The sequence below is a fragment of the Rathayibacter sp. AY1C4 genome (genome assembly GCF_002932195.1).
GTDB lineage: Bacteria > Actinomycetota > Actinomycetes > Actinomycetales > Microbacteriaceae > Rathayibacter.
In genome coordinates this window covers 17,028-34,114 of sequence record NZ_PSWE01000024.1, presented here as the reverse complement: position 1 = coordinate 34,114, position 17,087 = coordinate 17,028, and the positions used below count along the sequence as shown (strand labels likewise).

The window sequence follows — 17,087 nt, the reverse complement described above, 5'->3', positions numbered from 1 at the left end:
ACCCATGCCCGCGCATCCCCCGCTCGTCCTCGTGCGCCACGGTGAGAGCACCGGCAACGCCGACGGTCTCTTCTGCGGCGTCCTCGACGTCCCCCTCACCGACCTCGGACGTGACGAAGCGCGACAGGCCGCGACGCTACTGAGGGACGCATCGATCGACCCCGATCTGATCCTCACGTCGACCCTGCAGCGCTCCACCGAATCGGCCCGGATCATCGCCGGCGCCCTTCCAGGGCGGCCGCGGATCGTCGCGGCCCAGTGGCGGCTGAACGAGCGCAACTACGGAGCGCTCACCGGCCTGTCCACAAGCGCCGTCGAAGCCCGGTACGGGGCCGACGCCTTCCTGGAGTGGCGCCGGTCGATGGACGTCCGCCCGCCTGCTCTGTCCGCCGCCGCCTTCGTGCAGCTGCACAGGTCCGCGGCGTTCCGTGGGCAGCCGGCCGAGGCGATGACGGAGACGGAGTCGTTGCGCGACGTCGTCCACCGACTGCAGCCGCTCCTCGAGGAGCGCATCCTGCCCGCCCTCCAGGAGGGCGAGACGGTGCTCATCGTCGGGCACGGCAACTCCCTGCGCGCGCTGCGCGCCCTTCTCGAGGACCTCGGCGATGCCGCGGTCCGCGATCTGAACATCCCGACGGGTCAGCCGTACCTGTACGACACCGGGCCGTCCGGGACACCGATCTCGAGGAGCGGACGCTACCTCGACCCCGCAAGAGCCGACCGGGCGGCGATCACGCTCGCCCACGAAGGAGGAACCTGATGAACGCCTACATCAGCCACACCCGCACCAGCATCCACGGGACGGGCGAGTACGTCACCCACCCCGCCGGACAGCCGCTGGTCATCACCGACGTCGCCGCACGGCAGATCCTCGACTCCCGCGGCTTCCCGACCGTCGCTGTCACCCTGCGTCTGGACGACGACACCGTCCTGGACGCCTCCGCCCCCGCGGGCGCCTCGACGGGCGCGTTCGAAGCGGTCGAGCTGCGCGACGGCGGCCCCGCGTTCGGCGGACGCGGAGTCCGCTCCGCTGTCGCGGCCGTCGACGGCGAGATCCGCGCCCTCCTGCTCGATCACTCCTGGACTTCGCTTCGCGAGATCGACGAAGCGCTGCGAGCACTGGATGGAACCGCGAACCTCGCCCGCCTCGGAGCGAACTCCGTCGTCGCCGTCTCCATCGCGGCCGCCCGCGCCTTCGCCGCGCGCACCGGCCTGCCCCTGCACCGGTGGATCGCCGATCACACCGGGGCGACCGCCTCCCTGCCCGTCCCGCACTTCAACGTCATCAACGGCGGCGCGCACGCCGCGAACGGCCTCGACTTCCAAGAGTTCATGATCGCCCCCGTCTCCGCAGGCACCGAGGAGGAGGCCGTGCAGGTCGGCGCCGAGATCTATCACGCCCTCGCCGCCCGCGTCCGCACCGCCTACGGCACCTCCGGGCTCGGCGACGAGGGCGGCTTCGCGCCCCCCATCGACCGGCCCGAAGACGCCCTGGACCTCCTCGTCGCAGCGATCACCGACGCCGGATACCAGCCCGGCACCGGTGACATCGCGATCGCGATGGATCCCGCCGCGAACGGCTTCTTCCACGGCGACGGCCACTACACCGTCGCCGGCACCGATCTCGACCGCGACGCACTCGCCCGCTACTACGAGAAGCTGATCGCCGACTACCCGATCCGCAGCATCGAGGACGGCTTCGCCGAGGACGACCACGAGGGCTGGGCCCTCCTCGCCCACGCCATCAGCGACCGGGTGCAGCTCGTGGGAGACGACCTCTACGTCACCGACGCCGACCGCATCCGCGACGGAGCCCGCAACGGCTACTCCAACGCCGCACTCATCAAGCCCAATCAGATCGGCACCATCACCGGCACCCTCGACGCGATCGCGGCCGCGCACGACGCAGGCATGCGCTGCATGGTCTCCCACCGCTCCGGCGAGACCCTCGACACCTTCATCGCCGACCTCTCGGTGGGAACCGGAGTCGGGCAGATCAAATCCGGCGCCCCCGCGCGCGGCGAGAGGGTCGCGAAGTACAACCGCCTCGTCGACATCGAACACCTCGACCCCACGCTGCACTACGGTCTCACCCACTGACCCGCCCCCTCCCGAAAGGTCCCACTCCCCGTGACTGATGACCGCCACCGTCACCGCCCCCCGGACCCCGACCCCGAGCTGCCGGTCGACAGCGACCTCGACGTCGACGACGCCCCCGACGGGACGCCACGACCCGTGCACCTGCGTCCGCGATACCTCCTCCTCGTCGCCGCCGGCGGCACGGTCGGGACCGGGGCGCGGGAGGGCCTGACCCTCGCGTTCCCCGCCGATCCCGCCTTCGACACCGTCGTCTTCGCCATCAACATCGTCGGCGCGCTCCTGCTCGGCGTACTCCTGGAGAGCCTCGCCAGAGCCGGCAGCGACGAGGGCCGACGCCGCACCGCACGGCTGCTGCTCGGTACCGGAGCGCTCGGAGGCTTCACCACCTACAGCACCCTCGCCACCGACACCGCCCACCTGCTCACCACAGGACACCCCGCACCCGCCGCCCTCTACGCGCTCGGCACCGTCCTGCTCGGTGCCCTCGCGTCCTGGACCGGAGTCGCCCTCGCCGCAGCACTCCACCGGCGACGCACGCAGAGGAAGGTGCCGGCATGACACCCGCACTGTTCCTCGCGCTCTCCCTCGCCGGTGGAATCGGAGCCGCAACACGGCTCCTCCTCGACGGGCTCATCAAGGCCCGCACCGGCGGCGCCTACCCCTGGGGCACCACCGTCATCAACGTCACCGGATCACTCCTCCTCGGCCTGATCACCGGCCTCGCCCTCGCAGGCATCGCCCCCGAGCCGTGGCGACTCGTCCTCGGCACCGGCTTCCTCGGCGGCTACACCACCTTCTCCACCGCCAGCCTCGAAACCGTCCGTCTCCTCGCCGAAGGACGCCAACTCGCCTCCGCCATCAACGCCCTCGGCACGCTCCTCCTCAGCGTCATCGCCGCAGCAACAGGACTCTGGCTCGGAGGCGCGCGATGAGCATCATCGATGCACCCTCACCGGCAGTGGTGGTCGGCCTTGCCGGCGTCGATTCCGGCCCGGAGTCGGGGCACGCAGGGTCCTTCCGTTCAGCGGGTGCGGTGCGCCGTGAACGACCTCGCCGGCATGTCATCACGGGGCGATCTGGTCGCGTCTCTCCATGAGCGGTCCTGCCGTTGCGGGGTCCCGGGCGGCTCATCACGGCATGCCATCAGGCGGCTGAAGGCGGTCAGCCGTACCCGGGACCCCTGGCGCGTTCCGGAGCCGACAACTGCCCCGAATCCACGGAGACAACGGTGAGGAAGGCGGTCGGACTCCGGGGGAGCGACGCCGACCGGGACGCGGAGCGGCGTCAGCAGTGGGAGGGCCTCGACCCCGTGCTGCGCTCCCTCGGCTTCCCGAAGGGGCTGTGACGCCGGCCCGGTGGACCTCACCGGGTCGGCGCCCGCGCGCTCAGCGGTGCGCGGGTCGGAGCCCCAGCAGCGTGTCGACGATCACGAAGGCCGCGAGGCTCGCACCCAGGAGCGGGAGGAACAGCCCGACCGCGGCGGCGACGACCAGGACGGACGCGACTCCCCACCACGGCGCGCGCCGGAGCGCTCCCCGGGCCGGCGGGGTGCCGCCGAGCCGGGGAGCGCGGGTGGGGCGGCGCTTCCACCACATCAGGTACCCGAGCACGACCATCGTGGCGATGCCGGCCGCGGTGACGAACAGCAGCAGCTGGTTGGGCAGCCCGAACATCGAGCCCATGTGCGTGTCGATGCCCCAGCGGGAGAGCTTGGCGACGAGGCCGAAGTCGGCGAAGTCGACCCGGTCGACGACCTGCATCGTGCTCCCGTCGATCGCGACGCCGTCGACCTCGGTCGGGAAGCTGCGCTGGATCTCCTGCACGACCCAGGCCGAGCCCTCCGCCGCGGGCGGCCGGATCTCGACCAGTCCCGTGTTCACGTTGACCTCGCGGGCGACCGAGAGCACCGAGTCGTAGGCGGCCGGCGAGTAGCCCGCCGTCGACTCGACGGCGTCGCCGGTGGCCGCGCCGTGTCCGGCGTGTCCGGCGTGCTCGTCGGCCACCTCGCCGGTCCGGTCGCCGAGCGTCGTCCCCAGCGAGGGCGTGGTCCAGCCGACTGCGGAGCGGAGGGTCTCGAAGTTCCCGCCTCCGTAGAGCGACCAGGTGATGCCTGTGGTCGAGAGGAACAGGGCGCCGACGAGCAGCCAGACGCCGGTGGAGGCGTGCCAGGAGAACAGGCGCTTGTAGCCGGTGGTCCTCGGCGCGGGGCGCAGCAGGTCCCTCTTCACGCGGGCGCGGCGGAGGCGGATGATCCAGAGGCCCAGGCCGGCGAGGGCGACGACCCCCAGCCAGGAGGCGGCGAGCTCGCTGTAGGAGCGGCCCACGTCCCCGAGGTGCATCGTCCGGTGCAGGTCGCTGATCCAGGTCCGCAACGGCAGGGCGCCGCTGGTGCCGTAGGCGGTGAGGTCGCCGCGGACGTCGGCGGTGGCCGGGTCGATGAAGACCGCGCGGGTCTCGCTGGCGCCGAGCGACGGGTCCGCGTACATCACCCGGGTGGTGTCGCCGGGGTTCGGTGCGGGGCGGACGGCGACGATGCTCTGCCCGCCTCCGGTGTACGCGTCGGCGGCGTCGATCTGGTCGGCCAGGGGCACGTAGGTGTCCGCTTCGGGGGCGTGCAGCTCCTGCGCGTAGACGACCTGCTCGAGCTGCGGGGTGAGTGCGTAGAGCGCTCCGCTGGTCGCGGCGACGAGGATGAACGGCCCGACGAACAGGGCGGCGGAGAAGTGCAGGCGGAGCAGCAGCTGTCCGAGCCAGCCTGCGCTGCTTCTGTGCGGCGGGGGCGGGGTGTCGGCGGAGTCGCGGGGTCTCGTGGCGGTGGTGGTCATGCTTCTGGTCCTTCGGTGCTGTGGCGGGTGCCGGTGAGGGTCAGAGGAGGGTGTCGCCGATGTAGCCGCCCTCGACGCAGCCCGGCGGGATCGCGAAGACGGCGGAGCCGATCGGCGTCGTCCACTCGTTGAGCAGGTCCAGCTCGTCCAGGCGCTTCTGGATCGGCACGAACTGCGCGGTGACGTCGGCCTGGAACGCCGCGAAGATCAGCCCGGAGTTCGAGATGTCCTCGCCCGTCGGGGTGTCGTCGTAGTTGTAGGCCCGGCGGTGGAAGCGCTCGGCGGTGTTCTCCGAGCGGGCGCGCCTCATGTGCGAGAACTCCGGGATCACCGGGAAGCCGATGGTCGTCGTCGCCTCGAAGTCGGGCTCGTCGGCCTCCGCCGTCCCGGTGAGGGGCGCGCCGTTCGCGAGGGTCCAGGGAGGAGACGGGTCGGTCAGACGCTGCGGGGACCTCCGGGGAGGTCCTCGCCGCGGCTCGCGTCGATGATCAGGAGGCGGGCTGCAGAGGGGGGCCGCGCCGCAGCGCCGCCTGGGGGAAGACGCCCGAGGCGAGGGGGAGCACGTCGCGCAGCTCGAAGGAGGAGCGTCGCGCGGGTCGAGGAGCGGCCACCGGAGTCGGCAGGACCCGCACCAGGCGGGTGACGAGGTGGCTCGTCGTCGCGGCGACACTGACGAGGAGGGACTCGCCGCGGTGGAGCGCCGCGGTCGTCGCGACGGCGGCGACGAGGTGCGCCGCCCACATCGAGGAGCCGGTCATCCCGCTGTGCGTCATCGCCGCGCTGACGTCGATCACGGCACCGTGGTGCGCGTGCAGGGTCGGCGCATCGACCGGCCCCGCGAAGGTCCCGATCGTGAAGAGCGTGTGGAACAGGAACTGGCTGACTCCCACCGAGACCGCCAGGCGGACCAGGGAGAGCCTGCGCCCGGCGAGCGCCACGCACACCAGGACCGACAGGACGAGCGGCATCGCGACACCGAGCGGACCCGGGATCTGGCCGCCGCCGGCCACGTGCGAGAACAGCGCGACGAGCGTCGCCACCGTCGCCGCGACGACACCCCGGAGGGTGCGCAGCGGGCGCGACGACGACATCTCCCCAGTGTCGCAGACGCCTCCTTCCCGCGGAGGACCGCTCCCGGGCGAGAGGGGCGGCCGGCCGACGGTTCCTCTCAGCGGACCGCGGAGGCTCCGGGGCGTCACTTCTCGGGCCGGACCACCAGCCCGACGCCGCCGCCGCGCCGCACCGGTTCGGCGACCGCGGTCATCCGGCCGGAGGGGTCGACCTCGATGGCGGCCACCGCCCCGATCTGCGCGGCCGAGGTGAAGGTGTCGCCCGAGGGGACCAGCTGCTGGCCGAAGGGAGCGAGGTCGTCGGCGTACGCCTCGATGAACTCGGGCTCGGCCGAGGTCGTCGCGCCGTTGCGCTGGGAGGCGCGGGGCGCTGCCACCGCCTCGGGGAGCGTCATGCCGAGGTCGATGCGGTTGACCAGGGTCTGCAGGACCGTCGTGATGATCGTCGATCCGCCCGGCGAGCCGACGACGAACCGCACGTCCCCGCCGTCGAGCACGATCGTCGGCGACATCGACGAGCGCGGGCGCTTGCCCGGCTCGATCCGGTTCGGGTCCCCGTCGACGAAGGTGGGGGAGAAGTCGGTCATCTCGTTGTTGAGGAGGAAGCCGCGGCCGGGGACGGTCATCGCCGAGCCGCCGGTCTGCTCGATCGTGAGCGTGTAGGAGGCGGCGTTGCCCCACTTGTCGACGACCGAGAGGTGGGTCGTGGAGATGTTCTCGGTGTCCGACTCCTCCGCGGCGGGGGCGGTCGCGCATCCGGAGCCGTCGAGAGCGCCGGGCGCGACCGGGCGGACGGAGGCGGTCGCCGGGTCGATCGTGCAGTCCCGCGAGTCCGCGAACTCCTGGCTGAGGAGCGTCTCGGTGGGCACGTCGACGAAGGCGGGGTCGCCGACGTAGGCGCCGCGGTCGGCGAAGGCGCGGGCGGACGCCTCGAGGTAGAGGTGCAGGGCGCTGCCCGTGTCCTCGGACGCGAGGTCGTGGTTCTCGAGGATGTTGAGGGCCTCGCCGACCGCGATCCCGCCGGAGGAGGAGGGTGCCATCCCGTAGACGTCGAGTCCGCGGTAGGAGACGCGGGTCGGCGCCTGCTCGGCGACCGAGTACGCCGCGAGGTCGGCGGCGGTCATCGTGCCGGCCGGGGCGGGGAGGTCCGACCCCTCGGCGATCCGCGGGTTCTGGACCGTGTCGGCGATCTCGGCGGCCAGCGCGCCCTCGTAGAACGCGTCCGGCCCGTGGACGGCGATGGAGGTCAGCGTCTTCGCGAGGTCGAGGTTGCGGAAGGTGCTGCCCACCTTCGGCGCGTCCCCACCGGGGAGGAAGAGCTCGGCCGTGTCGGGGAACGCCTGGAACCGCTCGAGGTTGTCGAGCGTCTGGTTGCGGAAGGTCTCGTCGACCCGGAAGCCCTTCGCCGCGAGCGCGATCGAGGGCGCCAGCACGACGGGGAGCGGCAGGGTGCCGAAGCGGTCGACCGCGGTGTCCCAGGTCGCCACCGTGCCGGGCACGCCGACCGCGACGCCGGAGGAGACGAGGTCCGGGGTGAACGGGTACGGGGCTCCGGTCGCGGGGTCGAGGAACGCGTCCGAGGTGATGCCGGCCGGCGCTGTCTCGCGTCCGTCGATGGTGCTGACCTCGCCGGAGGCCTTGTCGAAGTAGACGAAGTACCCGCCTCCGCCGATGCCGGCGCTGTACGGCTCGCTCACGCCGAGGGCCGCGGCCGTGGCGACCGCGGCGTCAGCTGCGTTGCCGCCGCGCTTCAGCACCTCCATGCCCACGCGGCTCGCGTTCGCGTCGACGCTCGAGACCGCTCCGCCGTAGCCCACCTGCGTCGAGGGCGAGATGAGGGGTCCGCCGAGGAAGTCGCGGATCTTCTCGGGCGTGAGCCCGCTGTCCTTCAGGTATCCGGAGACGGGCCTGTCGAGAGCGGACGCCGGTGCGGCACCCGCCACTCCCACTGCGACGACCGCGACCAGCGCGATCGCGATCCTGCGGAGCACGGGTGTCGTGGCCATGGCGTTCCTCCATCGGAACTCTGTGGTGCGCGGTCGGCGATGCGGGTCCCCCCAACCTAGGGGCGGGGTGGGGGTGCGGGGTAGGGGGTGCCCGGTCGAGCTCGCCGCCGTCGCTCAGTCCCGGCTCGGTGCTGACGGCCCGTCGGGGATGGCGGGCAGTGCGTCGGTCGGCGGTATCGCGAACCAGAAGACCCCGTCCGCGAGCCGCGCGCGTTCCAAGGGCGCGCCGAGGGGCTCGGCCGTGTTCAGCGCCGCATCGACTCCCGTCGAGACGGGATCGTCGTTCGCGGCGTGCGGTGGGAAGCGGAAGCGCTGACCGATCAGATGGTCGCCGTCGAGACGGCGCCGGTAGACGATGCGGACGCTGTTCGGGCTCTCGATCCAGGTCCGGACCACGTCCACCACGGAGGCGTAGTTCTCGAGGATCTCGTCCTCCAGGACCCTCTTGACGACGGCAGCCTCGGTCGAATCGTGCATGGGCAATCCCTCCTCGGGTGGCGGACCGAGGAACTCGGCCCGCCACGGACGGTAGCCGAACCATTTTCGGCAGGGCGGAGGAGGCGCGCTCGAGCTCCGGAGCGGCGCGTGCCCCTCCTGGCCGGCAGGCCTGCGTCGGTACTGCTGACGGAGTCGTCGGGGCTCCTGATCCGGCCCGCGTGTCGACTCGTCCGGCAGCGCTCTTGACAGGCGAGCGAAGTAAGTGTTCGATCAGTCACATGCCTTCCCCCTCCTCCCGCTCCACCGCCGAGGCGCAGCGCGAGCGGATCACCGCGGCGGCGCTCCACGTCTTCGCGCGCACCGGCTACGCCGCGACTCCGATCACCGAGGTCGCCGCCGAGGCCGGCGTCTCGCCCGCCTACGTCTTCCGCCTGTTCCCGGGCAAGCTCGGCGTCTTCGTCGCCGCGGTCGACCGCTGCTACGAGCAGGTGGCGACCACGCTCGCGGCGGCGGGGGAGGCCTCGCCCTCCTCGGACCCGGCCGACCGGCTCGAGGCGATGACCGTCGCCTACATCGACCTGATCGCCGACCGCGACCTGATCATGCTGCAGTCGCAGGCGCAGAGCGCGTGCGACGTCCCCGAGATCCGCGAGGCGGTGCGCCGCGGGATCTCCGCGGTCGTCCGGACGGTCACCGTCGTCTCCGGAGCCGACGGCCCGGCCGTGCAGCGCTTCGTCGCCTACGGGCAGCTCTGTCACCTGATCGTGCAGACCGACCTCGGCGGCGTCGACTCCGAGTGGGCCCGCATCGTCTCCGACGGCATCCGGCACCGCGACTGAGTCCGCGGCGCTCGCCTCTCCTCCTCTTCTTCCTCTCCTCCTCTTCTTCCTCTCCTCCTCTTCGCCACCATCCTTTTTCATATCCGCTTTTGTGACTGTTCAGTCACTCACCTACGACCTCAGGAGCCCCTCATGTCCACCACGCTTCCCCGCACCACCACCCGCGTCGTCCTCCCCGGGATCGTCGAGCCGTCCGGGCTGCTCCTCGAGCAGGCACCGGTCGAGCCTCCCGCGGCCGGCGAGCTGCTCGTCGCCGTCGAGGCCACCGGCATCTCGTTCGCCGAGCAGTCGATGCGCCGCGGCCGCTACTTCGCCCAGCCGCCGTTCCCCTTCACGCCCGGCTACGACCTCGTCGGCCGGGTCCTCGCGGTCGGCCCCGGCGGCGACGCGTCGCTCGAGGGCCGCCGGGTCGCCGCCCTCACCAAGACCGGCGGTTGGACGGGTCACGCCCGCGTCGCCGCCCGCGACTGCGTTCTCGTCCCCGACGGAGCCGCGTCCGAGGACGCCGAGGCCGTCGTGGTCAACGGAGTGACGGCGTGGCAGATGCTGCACCGCTCGGCCCGGGTCTCCCGCGGCGACACGATCCTCCTGTTCGGCGCGAACGGCGGAGTCGGCGGCCTCGTGCACCGCCTCGCCCGCCTCGAGGGGATCCGCGTGATCGGCGCCGCCTCGCCCCGCCACCACGAGGCCCTCCGAGCGGCCGGAGTGGAGCCCGTCGACTACGCCGATCCCGACCTCGCCGCTCGCGTGCGCGAGCTCGCTCCCGGCGGAGTGCAGGCCGTCTTCGACAACGTCGGCGGAGCGACGACCCGGCTGGCGTGGTCGCTGCTCGCGCCCGGCGGCACCCTCGTCGCGTACGCGATCGTCAGCGCGAGCACCGGGAGCATCTGGCCCCCGTTCCTCCGCCAGCTCGCGCGGATCCAGGCCTACCAGCTCGCCCCCAACGGCCGGCGCGCGGTCTTCTACGACCTCTGGGCGGGCCACTCGATGCGCCCCGCGCGCTTCCGTGCGCGGCTCGAGGAGGACCTCGGCCGCGTGCTCGGACTCCTCGCCGACGGCTCCCTGACGGCCAACATCGCCGCCCGCTTCCCGCTCACGGGGATCGTCGAGGCGATGGAGCTCGCCGAGTCCCGGACGCTCGACGGCAAGGTGATCCTGCTGCCGTGAGCGGGGTGCGTCCGGGCGGAGGGTGATTCCGGCGCGGAGGCGCCCGGGCGGCGAGCAGGGGAGAATGGCGCGGTGGACACGGGACTGGTCGAGGTGCTGAAGGCACTGGGCAATCCCACGCGACTGCAGATCATGGAGTGGCTCCGCTCTCCTGAGGCGTCGTTCAGCGAGTTCGAGCCGATCGCCGACCGCGCCGAGTTCGGGGTCTGCGTCACGCATCTCGCCGCGAAGAGCGGTCTCGCGCAGTCGACCATCTCGTCGTACATGGGATCCCTGGAGCGCGCGGGCCTCGTCCGCTCGACGCGCGTGGGGAAGTACACCCACTACCGGAGGAGCGACGCCGACGTCGACGGGCTCCTGAAGCGCCTCGGAGCCTCGATCTAGCGACGTATCGCGAATCGTCGATATGATCGGCGGCATGACCGATGCTTCCGAGGCCGCTCCCGCTCGCCGCGCTCTGCTCGTCCACGCCCATCCTGAGGAGCGGTCCTTCTCCTCGGCGCAGGCGGACGCGGTCCTCGAGCAGCTGAGGGCCGACGGCATGGAGGTGCGCCGGCTCGACCTGTACGCCGAGGGCCGGGACCCGGTGCTGCACCGCGACCAGTTCGCGTCCGGCTCCGGCTACTTCAAGCCGCAGGCGCAGCAGATGACCGCGGTCCTCGAGAAGACGCTCGGGGAGCCCGTCGCGAGCGATCTCGACGAGCTGCTGCAGGCGGATCTCCTGGTGCTCTCGTTCCCCCTGTGGTGGTTCTCGATGCCGGCGATCATGAAGGGCTGGATCGACCGGGTCTTCGTGATCGGCGCGACGTTCGGAGGCGAGCACGGCGTCTTCGCCGAGGGCGGCCTGCGCGGCAGGAGCGCGATGCTCCTGCTGACGACGGGCGGCGGCGAGGCGGCCTTCGCGCCCGGCGCCGCCGACGGCTACGGCGACCTGCAGTCGTTCCTCTTCCACATCCATCGCGGGATGCTCGAGTTCGTCGGCTACGACGTCCTGCCCCCGGTGGTCACCTACGGTCCCGCCCGCCTCGACGCGGCCGGACGCGAGGACGCCCTGCAACGGGCTCGAGCGCAGGCGTCCGCATCGACGGCCCGGCTGCGCGGCGCGTAGCCTTCGCCGCTGCGCCTCCCGGCCGCGCTCAGTCCCGCGACCGGCTCGCGTGCGCGCGGGCCTTCATCCGGTTGCCGCACGTCGCCATCGAGCACCACTTGGCGGTGCCGGGGCGGCTGCGGTCGACGAGGAAGAGGTTGCACTCGTCGTTCGCGCAGGCGCGGAGCCGCCCGGGGAACCGGGCGTTCACAGCGGACCAGGCGAGGATCGATTCCACCGCGAGTCGATCCGGCTCGGGAGCGCTCAGCTCCCACACGACGCCCTCACCGGTGACGCGCGGGGTGCGCACGGCGTGCGCGACCAGGTCCGCGAGCTCCGCGACGGCCGCGGGCGCGCCCGAGCGCACGACGGCCTGGAGCGCGTCGCGGGCGCGGCGCAGCCGCTCGAGCTCGTCCTCGGTGCCGGCTCCGCACCACCGCCGGGCGAGCCCGCGACCGGCCGCGTCGCCGAGGTCGTCCGTCGGCCGTCCGTCCACCACCGGCGCGCTGTTCAGCACCGCCAGGAGCAGCTCCTCGTCCCGATCCATCGTTCCCCGTCCTCCCGCGCCGTGCGGCCCGTTCGATCCATGCTAGCGTCCGGCTAACCAGTAAATCGACTTGTAGGGGTTAGCCATGGTCGTCGTCCATCACCGCACCGTGTCCGTCGACGGACTCGACGTCTTCTGGCGGGAGGCCGGTCCCGTCGACGCGCCCGTCCTCCTGCTGCTGCACGGGTACCCGAGCAGCTCGCACATGTTCCGCCACCTCCTCCCCGCCCTCGCCGGCCACTACCGCGTCATCGCCCCCGACCACATCGGCTTCGGACGCTCGTCCGCGCCCTCCATCGAGGACTTCGACTACACGTTCGCCGCCCTGACCGCGGTGACCGGCCGCTTCCTCGAGACCATCGGGGTGACCCGGTACACGATCTACGTGCAGGACTACGGCGCCCCCGTCGGCTGGCGCCTCGCCCTCGCCGATCCGTCCGCGGTCGTCGCCGTGATCTCGCAGAACGGCAACGCCTACGAGGAGGGCTTCGTGCCCGGCTTCTGGGACCCGATCTGGGCCGACGCCGCCGAGCGGACCGACGAGACGCGCGACGCACTCCGGCCGGCTCTCGGCCGGGAGGCCGTCGAGTGGCAGTACACCCACGGTGTCCCCGACTCCACCACCGTCGATCCGGACGCCTGGGAGCACGACCTCGCGCTCCTCGCCCGCCCCGGCCAGGTCGACGTGCAGCTGGCGCTCTTCCGCGACTACGCCACCAACCGCGCCCTGTATCCCGCCGTGCATGCGTGGATCCGCGAGTCCGGAGTCCCCGTCCTCGCCGTCTGGGGCCGGAACGACGAGATCTTCGCCCCCGCCGGTGCCCAGGCGTTCCTCCGCGACGCCCCTCACGCGCGCATCGAGCTCGTCGACGGCGGGCACTTCCTGCTCGAGTCCCACCTCGACCAGGTCGTCGGCGCGATCACGGACTGGCTGCGCCCGGCGTGATGCCCGAGGACGGGCGGGAGGGTCTCGTCGCCCGCCCGACCCTCCTCAGCGGACGGTGGTGGCAGCGGTGTCGGCGTTGCTGCGGATCGACGGATCCGGAGTCCTCACGGAGAAGGTGGTTGCGAGCGCTGTGCCCGTGCCTGCGCTCACGGCCGTGACGGCGATCTTCTCGGTGGATGTTTGCCCGTTGCCGAGGCTGGAGCGCTGGAAGACCACGACGCTGCCGATACGGGTGTACTTCCCCGTCGCGGAGACGAACCGCACCCCCCGGCGGGAGGATCACCTTCGAGTAGACGGACGTCGACGTGGAGGGTCCGGCGTTCTTCGTGATGAGCGTGTACGTGAACGTCCTCCCCTTCACCGCGGTGGTCGGAGCGGAGACGTCGACGCGAAGGTCGGCCTTCGCGGTCGCGGACGCAGGGGACACGGTGAGAGTGCTCTGCGCGGTCGCGGTTCCGGCGGTGCTGGCGGCCTGCACGGTGAAGACGTAGGCGCCGGTCCTGGTCGGAGTGCCGGTGAGGCGCCCCGTCGGATCGAGGGTGAGACCCGGGGGCAGGGCGCCCGACGACACGGTCACGACGGGCGCCGGAGTTCCCGCGACCGCGTAGGTGAAGTCGTAGGCCGAGCCGACGACGCCGGCTGCGACGGTTCCGCTGATCGTCGGCGCGACGGGTGCAGGCGGGGCGGCCTCGACGGTGATCCGCCGGGAGGCGATGGTGGTCGTTCCGAAGGAGTTGGTCGCGGTGACGGTGAAGTCGGAGGTTCCGGGTTCTGCGGGCGTGCCCGTCACGAACCCCTCGGGAGTCAGGGTCAGTCCGGGCGGGAGCGTCCCGCTGGCGAGGGTGTGGTCCGCGAGGCGCGCATCCCCTCCGAAGGCGAAGGAGAACGGAGTGCCGACCGTCGCCGTGGGAGGCGCGGCAGCCGTGAGGACGGGACGGGTCCCGGTGGCGAGGGTGAAGCCGTAGCCGGCGTCGATCGAGGTGACCCCCTTCAGTCCTGCGGGAACCGTGGACTGGCCGGCACCGTCGTCGCCCCAGGCGGCGACGGTGCCGTCCTCGCGGAGCGCCACGCTGTGCCCGTACCCGGCGGCGACCGCGACGACATCGGTCAGCCCGGCGGGGACGTCGCTCTCTCCGTCCCTGTCGCTCCCCTCGGCGACGACGCTGCCGTCGGCGCGGACGGCGAGGTCGTGGGTCCGTCCCGCCGCGACCGCGACGATGTCGGAGTAGCCCGCGAAGATGTCGTCGGGGCCGTCGTAGCCCCAGCTCACGACGCTGCCGTCTCTCGTGACGGCGAGGGTGTGGAAGGACGCGGCGGAGATCGCCACGACGTCGTCCAGACCGGGAGGCGCCTCCAGCACTCGCCCTTGGTCGTATCCCCAGATCGCCACTGTCCCGTCGTCGCGGAGCGCGACGCTGTGGGTGCCGCTCGAGTCGATCGCGGTGACGCCGCTCAGCCCCGCCGGCGGCTCGGTGTACCGGTCCTCCGGGGGGAAGAGCGGCGCGACGGTGCCGTCCTCGAGAAGCGCCAGATCGGGGGAGACGGCCGCGACGCCGCGGAGGTCGTCCGCCGGGATGGGGCCGCCCTCGAGATTGTCACCCCAGACGGCCACTGTGCCGTCGCTCCTCGCCGCGACGCCGTAGTACTGGCCGGCCGCGATGGAGACGGCGTCGGTCAGATCCTCGGGGGCGCTCGCCCGACCGTCCTCGTCGTATCCCCAGCCCACGACGCGCCCGCCCGCGACAGGATTGTCGGCCGCATGAGCCGCGGCCGCGGTGCCGGCGAGCGGCCCGTCGAGGGCGGCGAGGCCGGTCCCGAGGAGGAGGGCGCCGGTGAGGAGCGCGAGCGGGCGGACAGTGCTTCGGAGGCGCATGGGGGTCTTCCGGTCGGGTCGGCCGTCGTCGGCCGCCCTGCGACCGTGACAGCTGCGAGCGCCGTGGGCAACGCCCTCTTCCGGCCACGTCCGGAAGAGGGCGCCCGGGTGGACGTCCTACGTCGGCCCCGCTCGCCTGGTCCTGTTCACAACGGAGGAAGGATGAGGCTCCGGCGCCCGTTCCGCGCGGATCGCGGGGTCCTGGAGCAGATCCATCCTTCGTTGTGAACACCGTCTGGACGAGGTCCTGCGTCGGCGATGCTCCGAAGCCCGGCTTCGACCTCGCGCCGCAGGGGAGGCTGCCGGCGGCGCACGCGATCGTCGCCGCCGACCTCGACGCGGCTGAGCGCCGGGGAGGCGTCCCCCGGCAGTCCGGCGACGCGCTCGTCGTCCGCAGCGGGTGGGGCTTCTCCTGGGACTCGGAGGAGCAGGCCCCCGGCAGGACCGTCGACGCCGTGACCTGGATGCACGAGCGGGGCGTGGCGCTCCACGCGGGGGACGTCGGCGACAGCTTCCCCCCTCACGATCCCGAGATGCCGATGCCGATGCACAGGGTCGCGCTCGCACGGCTGGGCATGCCCCTCATCGACAGCGCGGACGTGGAGCAGCTCGCCGTGGTCTGCGCCGAGCTGTCCCGCTAGTCGTTCCTGCTCAGCGTGGCCCCACCGCACCTGCTCGGGCTCACCGGCGTTCCGGTCACTCCGATCGCCGTCTTCTGACGTGCGCCGCCGCCGCTCCGCGGATCGCCGCCGAGGACCCGCCGCTCGCCGCTCAGCGGCTGAGGAGGGCGACGAGGTCGGTCGCGATGCGGTGCTCGACGTCGGCCGGGACGGGCTGCACGGCGGCGTCGAGGTCCGCGGTGACGACAGCGGCGAGGCTCCGGGCCTGGAGGGTCAGACCGAGGTCCATCGCCTGGATCGGGTTGCCGCCGGCCGCGGTGAGGTTGATCATCCGGCCGTTCTCGAGGCGGACGATCCGCTTGCCGTTCTTCAGGCGGATGCCCTGCCGGCGCTGTCCGTCGGCGAACTCGGTGGTCGACTCCGTGGCGGCCGCGAGGGCGTCCTCGTCGATCTCCCACGGGAAGTGGCCGACGCCCGCGATCACGGCGCCGTCGGCGAACGCGTCGATCTCCGCGGCGCCGATGACGCCGGGTGCGCCGGTGGCGGTGAAGACGAACTGCGCGTCCGAGAGGACGTCGGCGACGGGTCCGACGCGGTGGCCGCGGAGGATCGCCTGCAGCGAGCGGATCGGGTCGACGTCGGCGACGGAGACCCGCGCTCCGAGCTGCGCGAGGGTGTCGGCGACCCCGCGCCCGCACGGGCCGTAGCCGATGACCGCGGCGCGGGTGCCCGGGATCATGAGGTTCGTGGCGTTCATGAAGCCCTGGACGACGCTCTGGCCGACCCCGTACTCGTTCTCGACGATCAGCTTGAGGGGGGAGTCGTTGATGACGACGACCGGTCGCGGGAGGGTCGCGCTGTTCTCCCGCAGGCGGATGCCGCCGGTGGTGGTCTCCTCGGTGCCGCCGAGGTAGTGGTCCGGGACGCCCGAGTTGATGAGGCGGAGGGTGAGGTCGGCGCCGTTGTCGAGGGTGAGATCGGGATCGTGCTCGAGCACCTCCTCGATGTTGCGGAGGTGCTCCGCCTCGCCGTCGCTCTGCTTCGTGTGCACGTGCACGCCGAGGGCGCGGAGGTCGTCGGCGACGTCGTCCTTCGTGGTTCCGGGCGAGCCCGTCAGAGCGATGTCCATTCCGGCCTCGACGAGGAGCGAGACGAGGGCGGCGGTCTTGGGCTCGACGTGGAGGCAGATCGCCAGCTTCTTCCCGGAGAGCACCGGAGCGAGCTCCCGGACCGCCTGCGCGGTGAGAGGCATGTGGTCGAGCGCCCAGCGGCTCGCCGGGTGGGAGAGGGAGGAGGTCATGGCGGGTCCTGTCTGGAGTGGGTACGTGGGGCGTCGAGTGGGGGCGTCGTGTTGTCGGCGGCGCGGGAGTCGCGTCAGGGCGCTGTGCGCCCGGCGTGCTGCCGCCGCGCCCGGCGTCGAGGGTGCGTCGAGCGCGCCGCCCGGTACGGCAGGTCGTGAGGAGGCCGGTCGTCGGGGACGGCCGCGAGAGGCAGCACTCGCCTGCTCTCTGCGAGATGGCGCCTGAGGTGCATCTCCTCACGCCGGGCCGAGGTCGGCACGGCGCGGAT

General features: G+C 72.4%; 17 protein-coding genes and 1 pseudogene. 10 read left to right on the top strand and 8 right to left on the bottom strand.

From position 1 onward, the window contains the following. Positions 1–4: 4 nt before the first annotated feature. From C5C99_RS12485 to crcB, 4 genes are read left to right on the top strand one after another with little or no spacing between them, the layout of a single operon-like run. On the top strand, positions 5–760 hold the full coding sequence (locus C5C99_RS12485) for a 2,3-diphosphoglycerate-dependent phosphoglycerate mutase (protein WP_104261249.1): 756 nt from the start codon (positions 5–7) through the stop codon (positions 758–760). Next, positions 760–2,100: a phosphopyruvate hydratase gene (gene eno, locus C5C99_RS12480; RefSeq protein WP_104333996.1), complete on the top strand. Its 1,341-nt coding sequence runs from the start codon at positions 760–762 to the stop codon at positions 2,098–2,100. Before C5C99_RS12485 ends, eno begins: the two co-directional genes overlap by 1 nt. A 30-nt stretch (positions 2,101–2,130) precedes the next feature. Continuing rightward, the gene (locus C5C99_RS12475; protein WP_258062373.1) at positions 2,131–2,658 is read left to right on the top strand and encodes a CrcB family protein; all 528 of its coding nucleotides are present in this window, start codon (positions 2,131–2,133) and stop codon (positions 2,656–2,658) included. Beyond that, on the top strand, positions 2,655–3,032 hold the full coding sequence (gene crcB, locus C5C99_RS12470) for a fluoride efflux transporter CrcB (protein WP_104224798.1): 378 nt from the start codon (positions 2,655–2,657) through the stop codon (positions 3,030–3,032). Before C5C99_RS12475 ends, crcB begins: the two co-directional genes overlap by 4 nt. A 453-nt stretch (positions 3,033–3,485) precedes the next feature. Here the strand turns inward: crcB and C5C99_RS12465 are convergent, their stop codons facing one another. From C5C99_RS12465 to C5C99_RS12445, 5 genes and pseudogenes are all read right to left on the bottom strand, one after another. Beyond that, positions 3,486–4,925 carry a PepSY domain-containing protein gene (locus C5C99_RS12465; protein WP_104340173.1) on the bottom strand — a complete coding sequence of 480 codons (1,440 nt, stop codon included), beginning with the start codon at positions 4,923–4,925 and terminating at the stop codon, positions 3,486–3,488. A 40-nt stretch (positions 4,926–4,965) separates the two neighbouring features. After that, positions 4,966–5,337: pseudogene (locus tag C5C99_RS12460) on the bottom strand (Dyp-type peroxidase); the annotation flags it as partial. A gap of 76 nt (positions 5,338–5,413) precedes the next feature. Beyond that, complete coding sequence (locus C5C99_RS12455) at positions 5,414–6,016, bottom strand: hypothetical protein (RefSeq protein WP_104224800.1); 603 nt, start codon at positions 6,014–6,016, stop codon at positions 5,414–5,416. A 104-nt stretch (positions 6,017–6,120) separates the two neighbouring features. Next, the gene (ggt, locus tag C5C99_RS12450) at positions 6,121–8,001 is read right to left on the bottom strand and encodes a gamma-glutamyltransferase (RefSeq protein ID WP_104288695.1); all 1,881 of its coding nucleotides are present in this window, start codon (positions 7,999–8,001) and stop codon (positions 6,121–6,123) included. A gap of 114 nt (positions 8,002–8,115) precedes the next feature. After that, entirely contained in the window at positions 8,116–8,478 is a 363-nt protein-coding gene (locus C5C99_RS12445) for a hypothetical protein (protein WP_104340172.1), read from the bottom strand. A 239-nt stretch (positions 8,479–8,717) separates the two neighbouring features. On the opposite strand from C5C99_RS12445, the gene C5C99_RS12440 reads away from it, so the two are divergent. The 4 genes from C5C99_RS12440 to C5C99_RS12425 all read left to right on the top strand — a co-directional run bounded on the left by C5C99_RS12440 (position 8,718) and on the right by C5C99_RS12425 (position 11,553). Continuing rightward, positions 8,718–9,278 carry a TetR/AcrR family transcriptional regulator gene (locus tag C5C99_RS12440; RefSeq protein WP_104261361.1) on the top strand — a complete coding sequence of 187 codons (561 nt, stop codon included), beginning with the start codon at positions 8,718–8,720 and terminating at the stop codon, positions 9,276–9,278. Between the two features lie 132 nt (positions 9,279–9,410). After that, positions 9,411–10,445, top strand: coding sequence for a medium chain dehydrogenase/reductase family protein (locus C5C99_RS12435; RefSeq protein WP_104339098.1), 1,035 nt, complete (start codon positions 9,411–9,413; stop codon positions 10,443–10,445). A gap of 72 nt (positions 10,446–10,517) precedes the next feature. Further along, complete coding sequence (locus C5C99_RS12430) at positions 10,518–10,829, top strand: helix-turn-helix transcriptional regulator (RefSeq protein WP_244230566.1); 312 nt, start codon at positions 10,518–10,520, stop codon at positions 10,827–10,829. Positions 10,830–10,863: 34 nt separating this feature from the next. Further along, the gene (locus C5C99_RS12425; RefSeq protein ID WP_104340182.1) at positions 10,864–11,553 is read left to right on the top strand and encodes an NAD(P)H-dependent oxidoreductase; all 690 of its coding nucleotides are present in this window, start codon (positions 10,864–10,866) and stop codon (positions 11,551–11,553) included. A 28-nt stretch (positions 11,554–11,581) separates the two neighbouring features. Here C5C99_RS12425 and C5C99_RS12420 read toward each other — a convergent pair whose 3' ends face one another. Beyond that, entirely contained in the window at positions 11,582–12,079 is a 498-nt protein-coding gene (locus C5C99_RS12420; RefSeq protein ID WP_104340171.1) for a CGNR zinc finger domain-containing protein, read from the bottom strand. Positions 12,080–12,164: 85 nt separating this feature from the next. On the opposite strand from C5C99_RS12420, the gene C5C99_RS12415 reads away from it, so the two are divergent. Further along, positions 12,165–13,025 carry an alpha/beta fold hydrolase gene (locus C5C99_RS12415; protein WP_104340170.1) on the top strand — a complete coding sequence of 287 codons (861 nt, stop codon included), beginning with the start codon at positions 12,165–12,167 and terminating at the stop codon, positions 13,023–13,025. Here C5C99_RS12415 and C5C99_RS12410 read toward each other — a convergent pair. Then, positions 13,000–14,898 (bottom strand): putative Ig domain-containing protein, encoded by a 1,899-nt coding sequence (locus C5C99_RS12410; protein ID WP_104340169.1) that lies wholly within the window; start codon positions 14,896–14,898, stop codon positions 13,000–13,002. The two genes, C5C99_RS12415 and C5C99_RS12410, sit on opposite strands and share 26 nt — an antisense overlap. Positions 14,899–15,122: 224 nt before the next feature. Here C5C99_RS12410 and C5C99_RS12405 point away from each other — a divergent pair, with 224 nt between their 5' ends. Beyond that, positions 15,123–15,539: a cyclase family protein gene (locus C5C99_RS12405; protein ID WP_219813633.1), complete on the top strand. Its 417-nt coding sequence runs from the start codon at positions 15,123–15,125 to the stop codon at positions 15,537–15,539. A 130-nt stretch (positions 15,540–15,669) separates the two neighbouring features. Here the strand turns inward: C5C99_RS12405 and C5C99_RS12400 are convergent, their stop codons facing one another. Next, the gene (locus C5C99_RS12400; protein ID WP_104340168.1) at positions 15,670–16,818 is read right to left on the bottom strand and encodes an adenosylhomocysteinase; all 1,149 of its coding nucleotides are present in this window, start codon (positions 16,816–16,818) and stop codon (positions 15,670–15,672) included. Between the last annotated feature and the right edge of the window lie 269 nt (positions 16,819–17,087).

Bases quoted from the DNA above. Each gene is read 5' to 3' on its own strand.
- C5C99_RS12485 (WP_104261249.1), top strand. From the start codon at position 5: ATGCCCGCGCATCCCCCGCTCGTCCTCGTGCGCCACGGTGAGAGCACC.
- eno (WP_104333996.1), top strand. From the start codon at position 760: ATGAACGCCTACATCAGCCACACCCGCACCAGCATCCACGGGACGGGC.
- crcB (WP_104224798.1), top strand. From the start codon at position 2,655: ATGACACCCGCACTGTTCCTCGCGCTCTCCCTCGCCGGTGGAATCGGA.
- C5C99_RS12465 (WP_104340173.1), bottom strand. From the start codon at position 4,925: ATGACCACCACCGCCACGAGACCCCGCGACTCCGCCGACACCCCGCCC.
- C5C99_RS12455 (WP_104224800.1), bottom strand. From the start codon at position 6,016: ATGTCGTCGTCGCGCCCGCTGCGCACCCTCCGGGGTGTCGTCGCGGCG.
- ggt (WP_104288695.1), bottom strand. From the start codon at position 8,001: ATGGCCACGACACCCGTGCTCCGCAGGATCGCGATCGCGCTGGTCGCG.
- C5C99_RS12445 (WP_104340172.1), bottom strand. From the start codon at position 8,478: ATGCACGATTCGACCGAGGCTGCCGTCGTCAAGAGGGTCCTGGAGGAC.
- C5C99_RS12440 (WP_104261361.1), top strand. From the start codon at position 8,718: ATGCCTTCCCCCTCCTCCCGCTCCACCGCCGAGGCGCAGCGCGAGCGG.
- C5C99_RS12435 (WP_104339098.1), top strand. From the start codon at position 9,411: ATGTCCACCACGCTTCCCCGCACCACCACCCGCGTCGTCCTCCCCGGG.
- C5C99_RS12425 (WP_104340182.1), top strand. From the start codon at position 10,864: ATGACCGATGCTTCCGAGGCCGCTCCCGCTCGCCGCGCTCTGCTCGTC.
- C5C99_RS12420 (WP_104340171.1), bottom strand. From the start codon at position 12,079: ATGGATCGGGACGAGGAGCTGCTCCTGGCGGTGCTGAACAGCGCGCCG.
- C5C99_RS12415 (WP_104340170.1), top strand. From the start codon at position 12,165: ATGGTCGTCGTCCATCACCGCACCGTGTCCGTCGACGGACTCGACGTC.
- C5C99_RS12410 (WP_104340169.1), bottom strand. From the start codon at position 14,898: ATGCGCCTCCGAAGCACTGTCCGCCCGCTCGCGCTCCTCACCGGCGCC.
- C5C99_RS12400 (WP_104340168.1), bottom strand. From the start codon at position 16,818: ATGACCTCCTCCCTCTCCCACCCGGCGAGCCGCTGGGCGCTCGACCAC.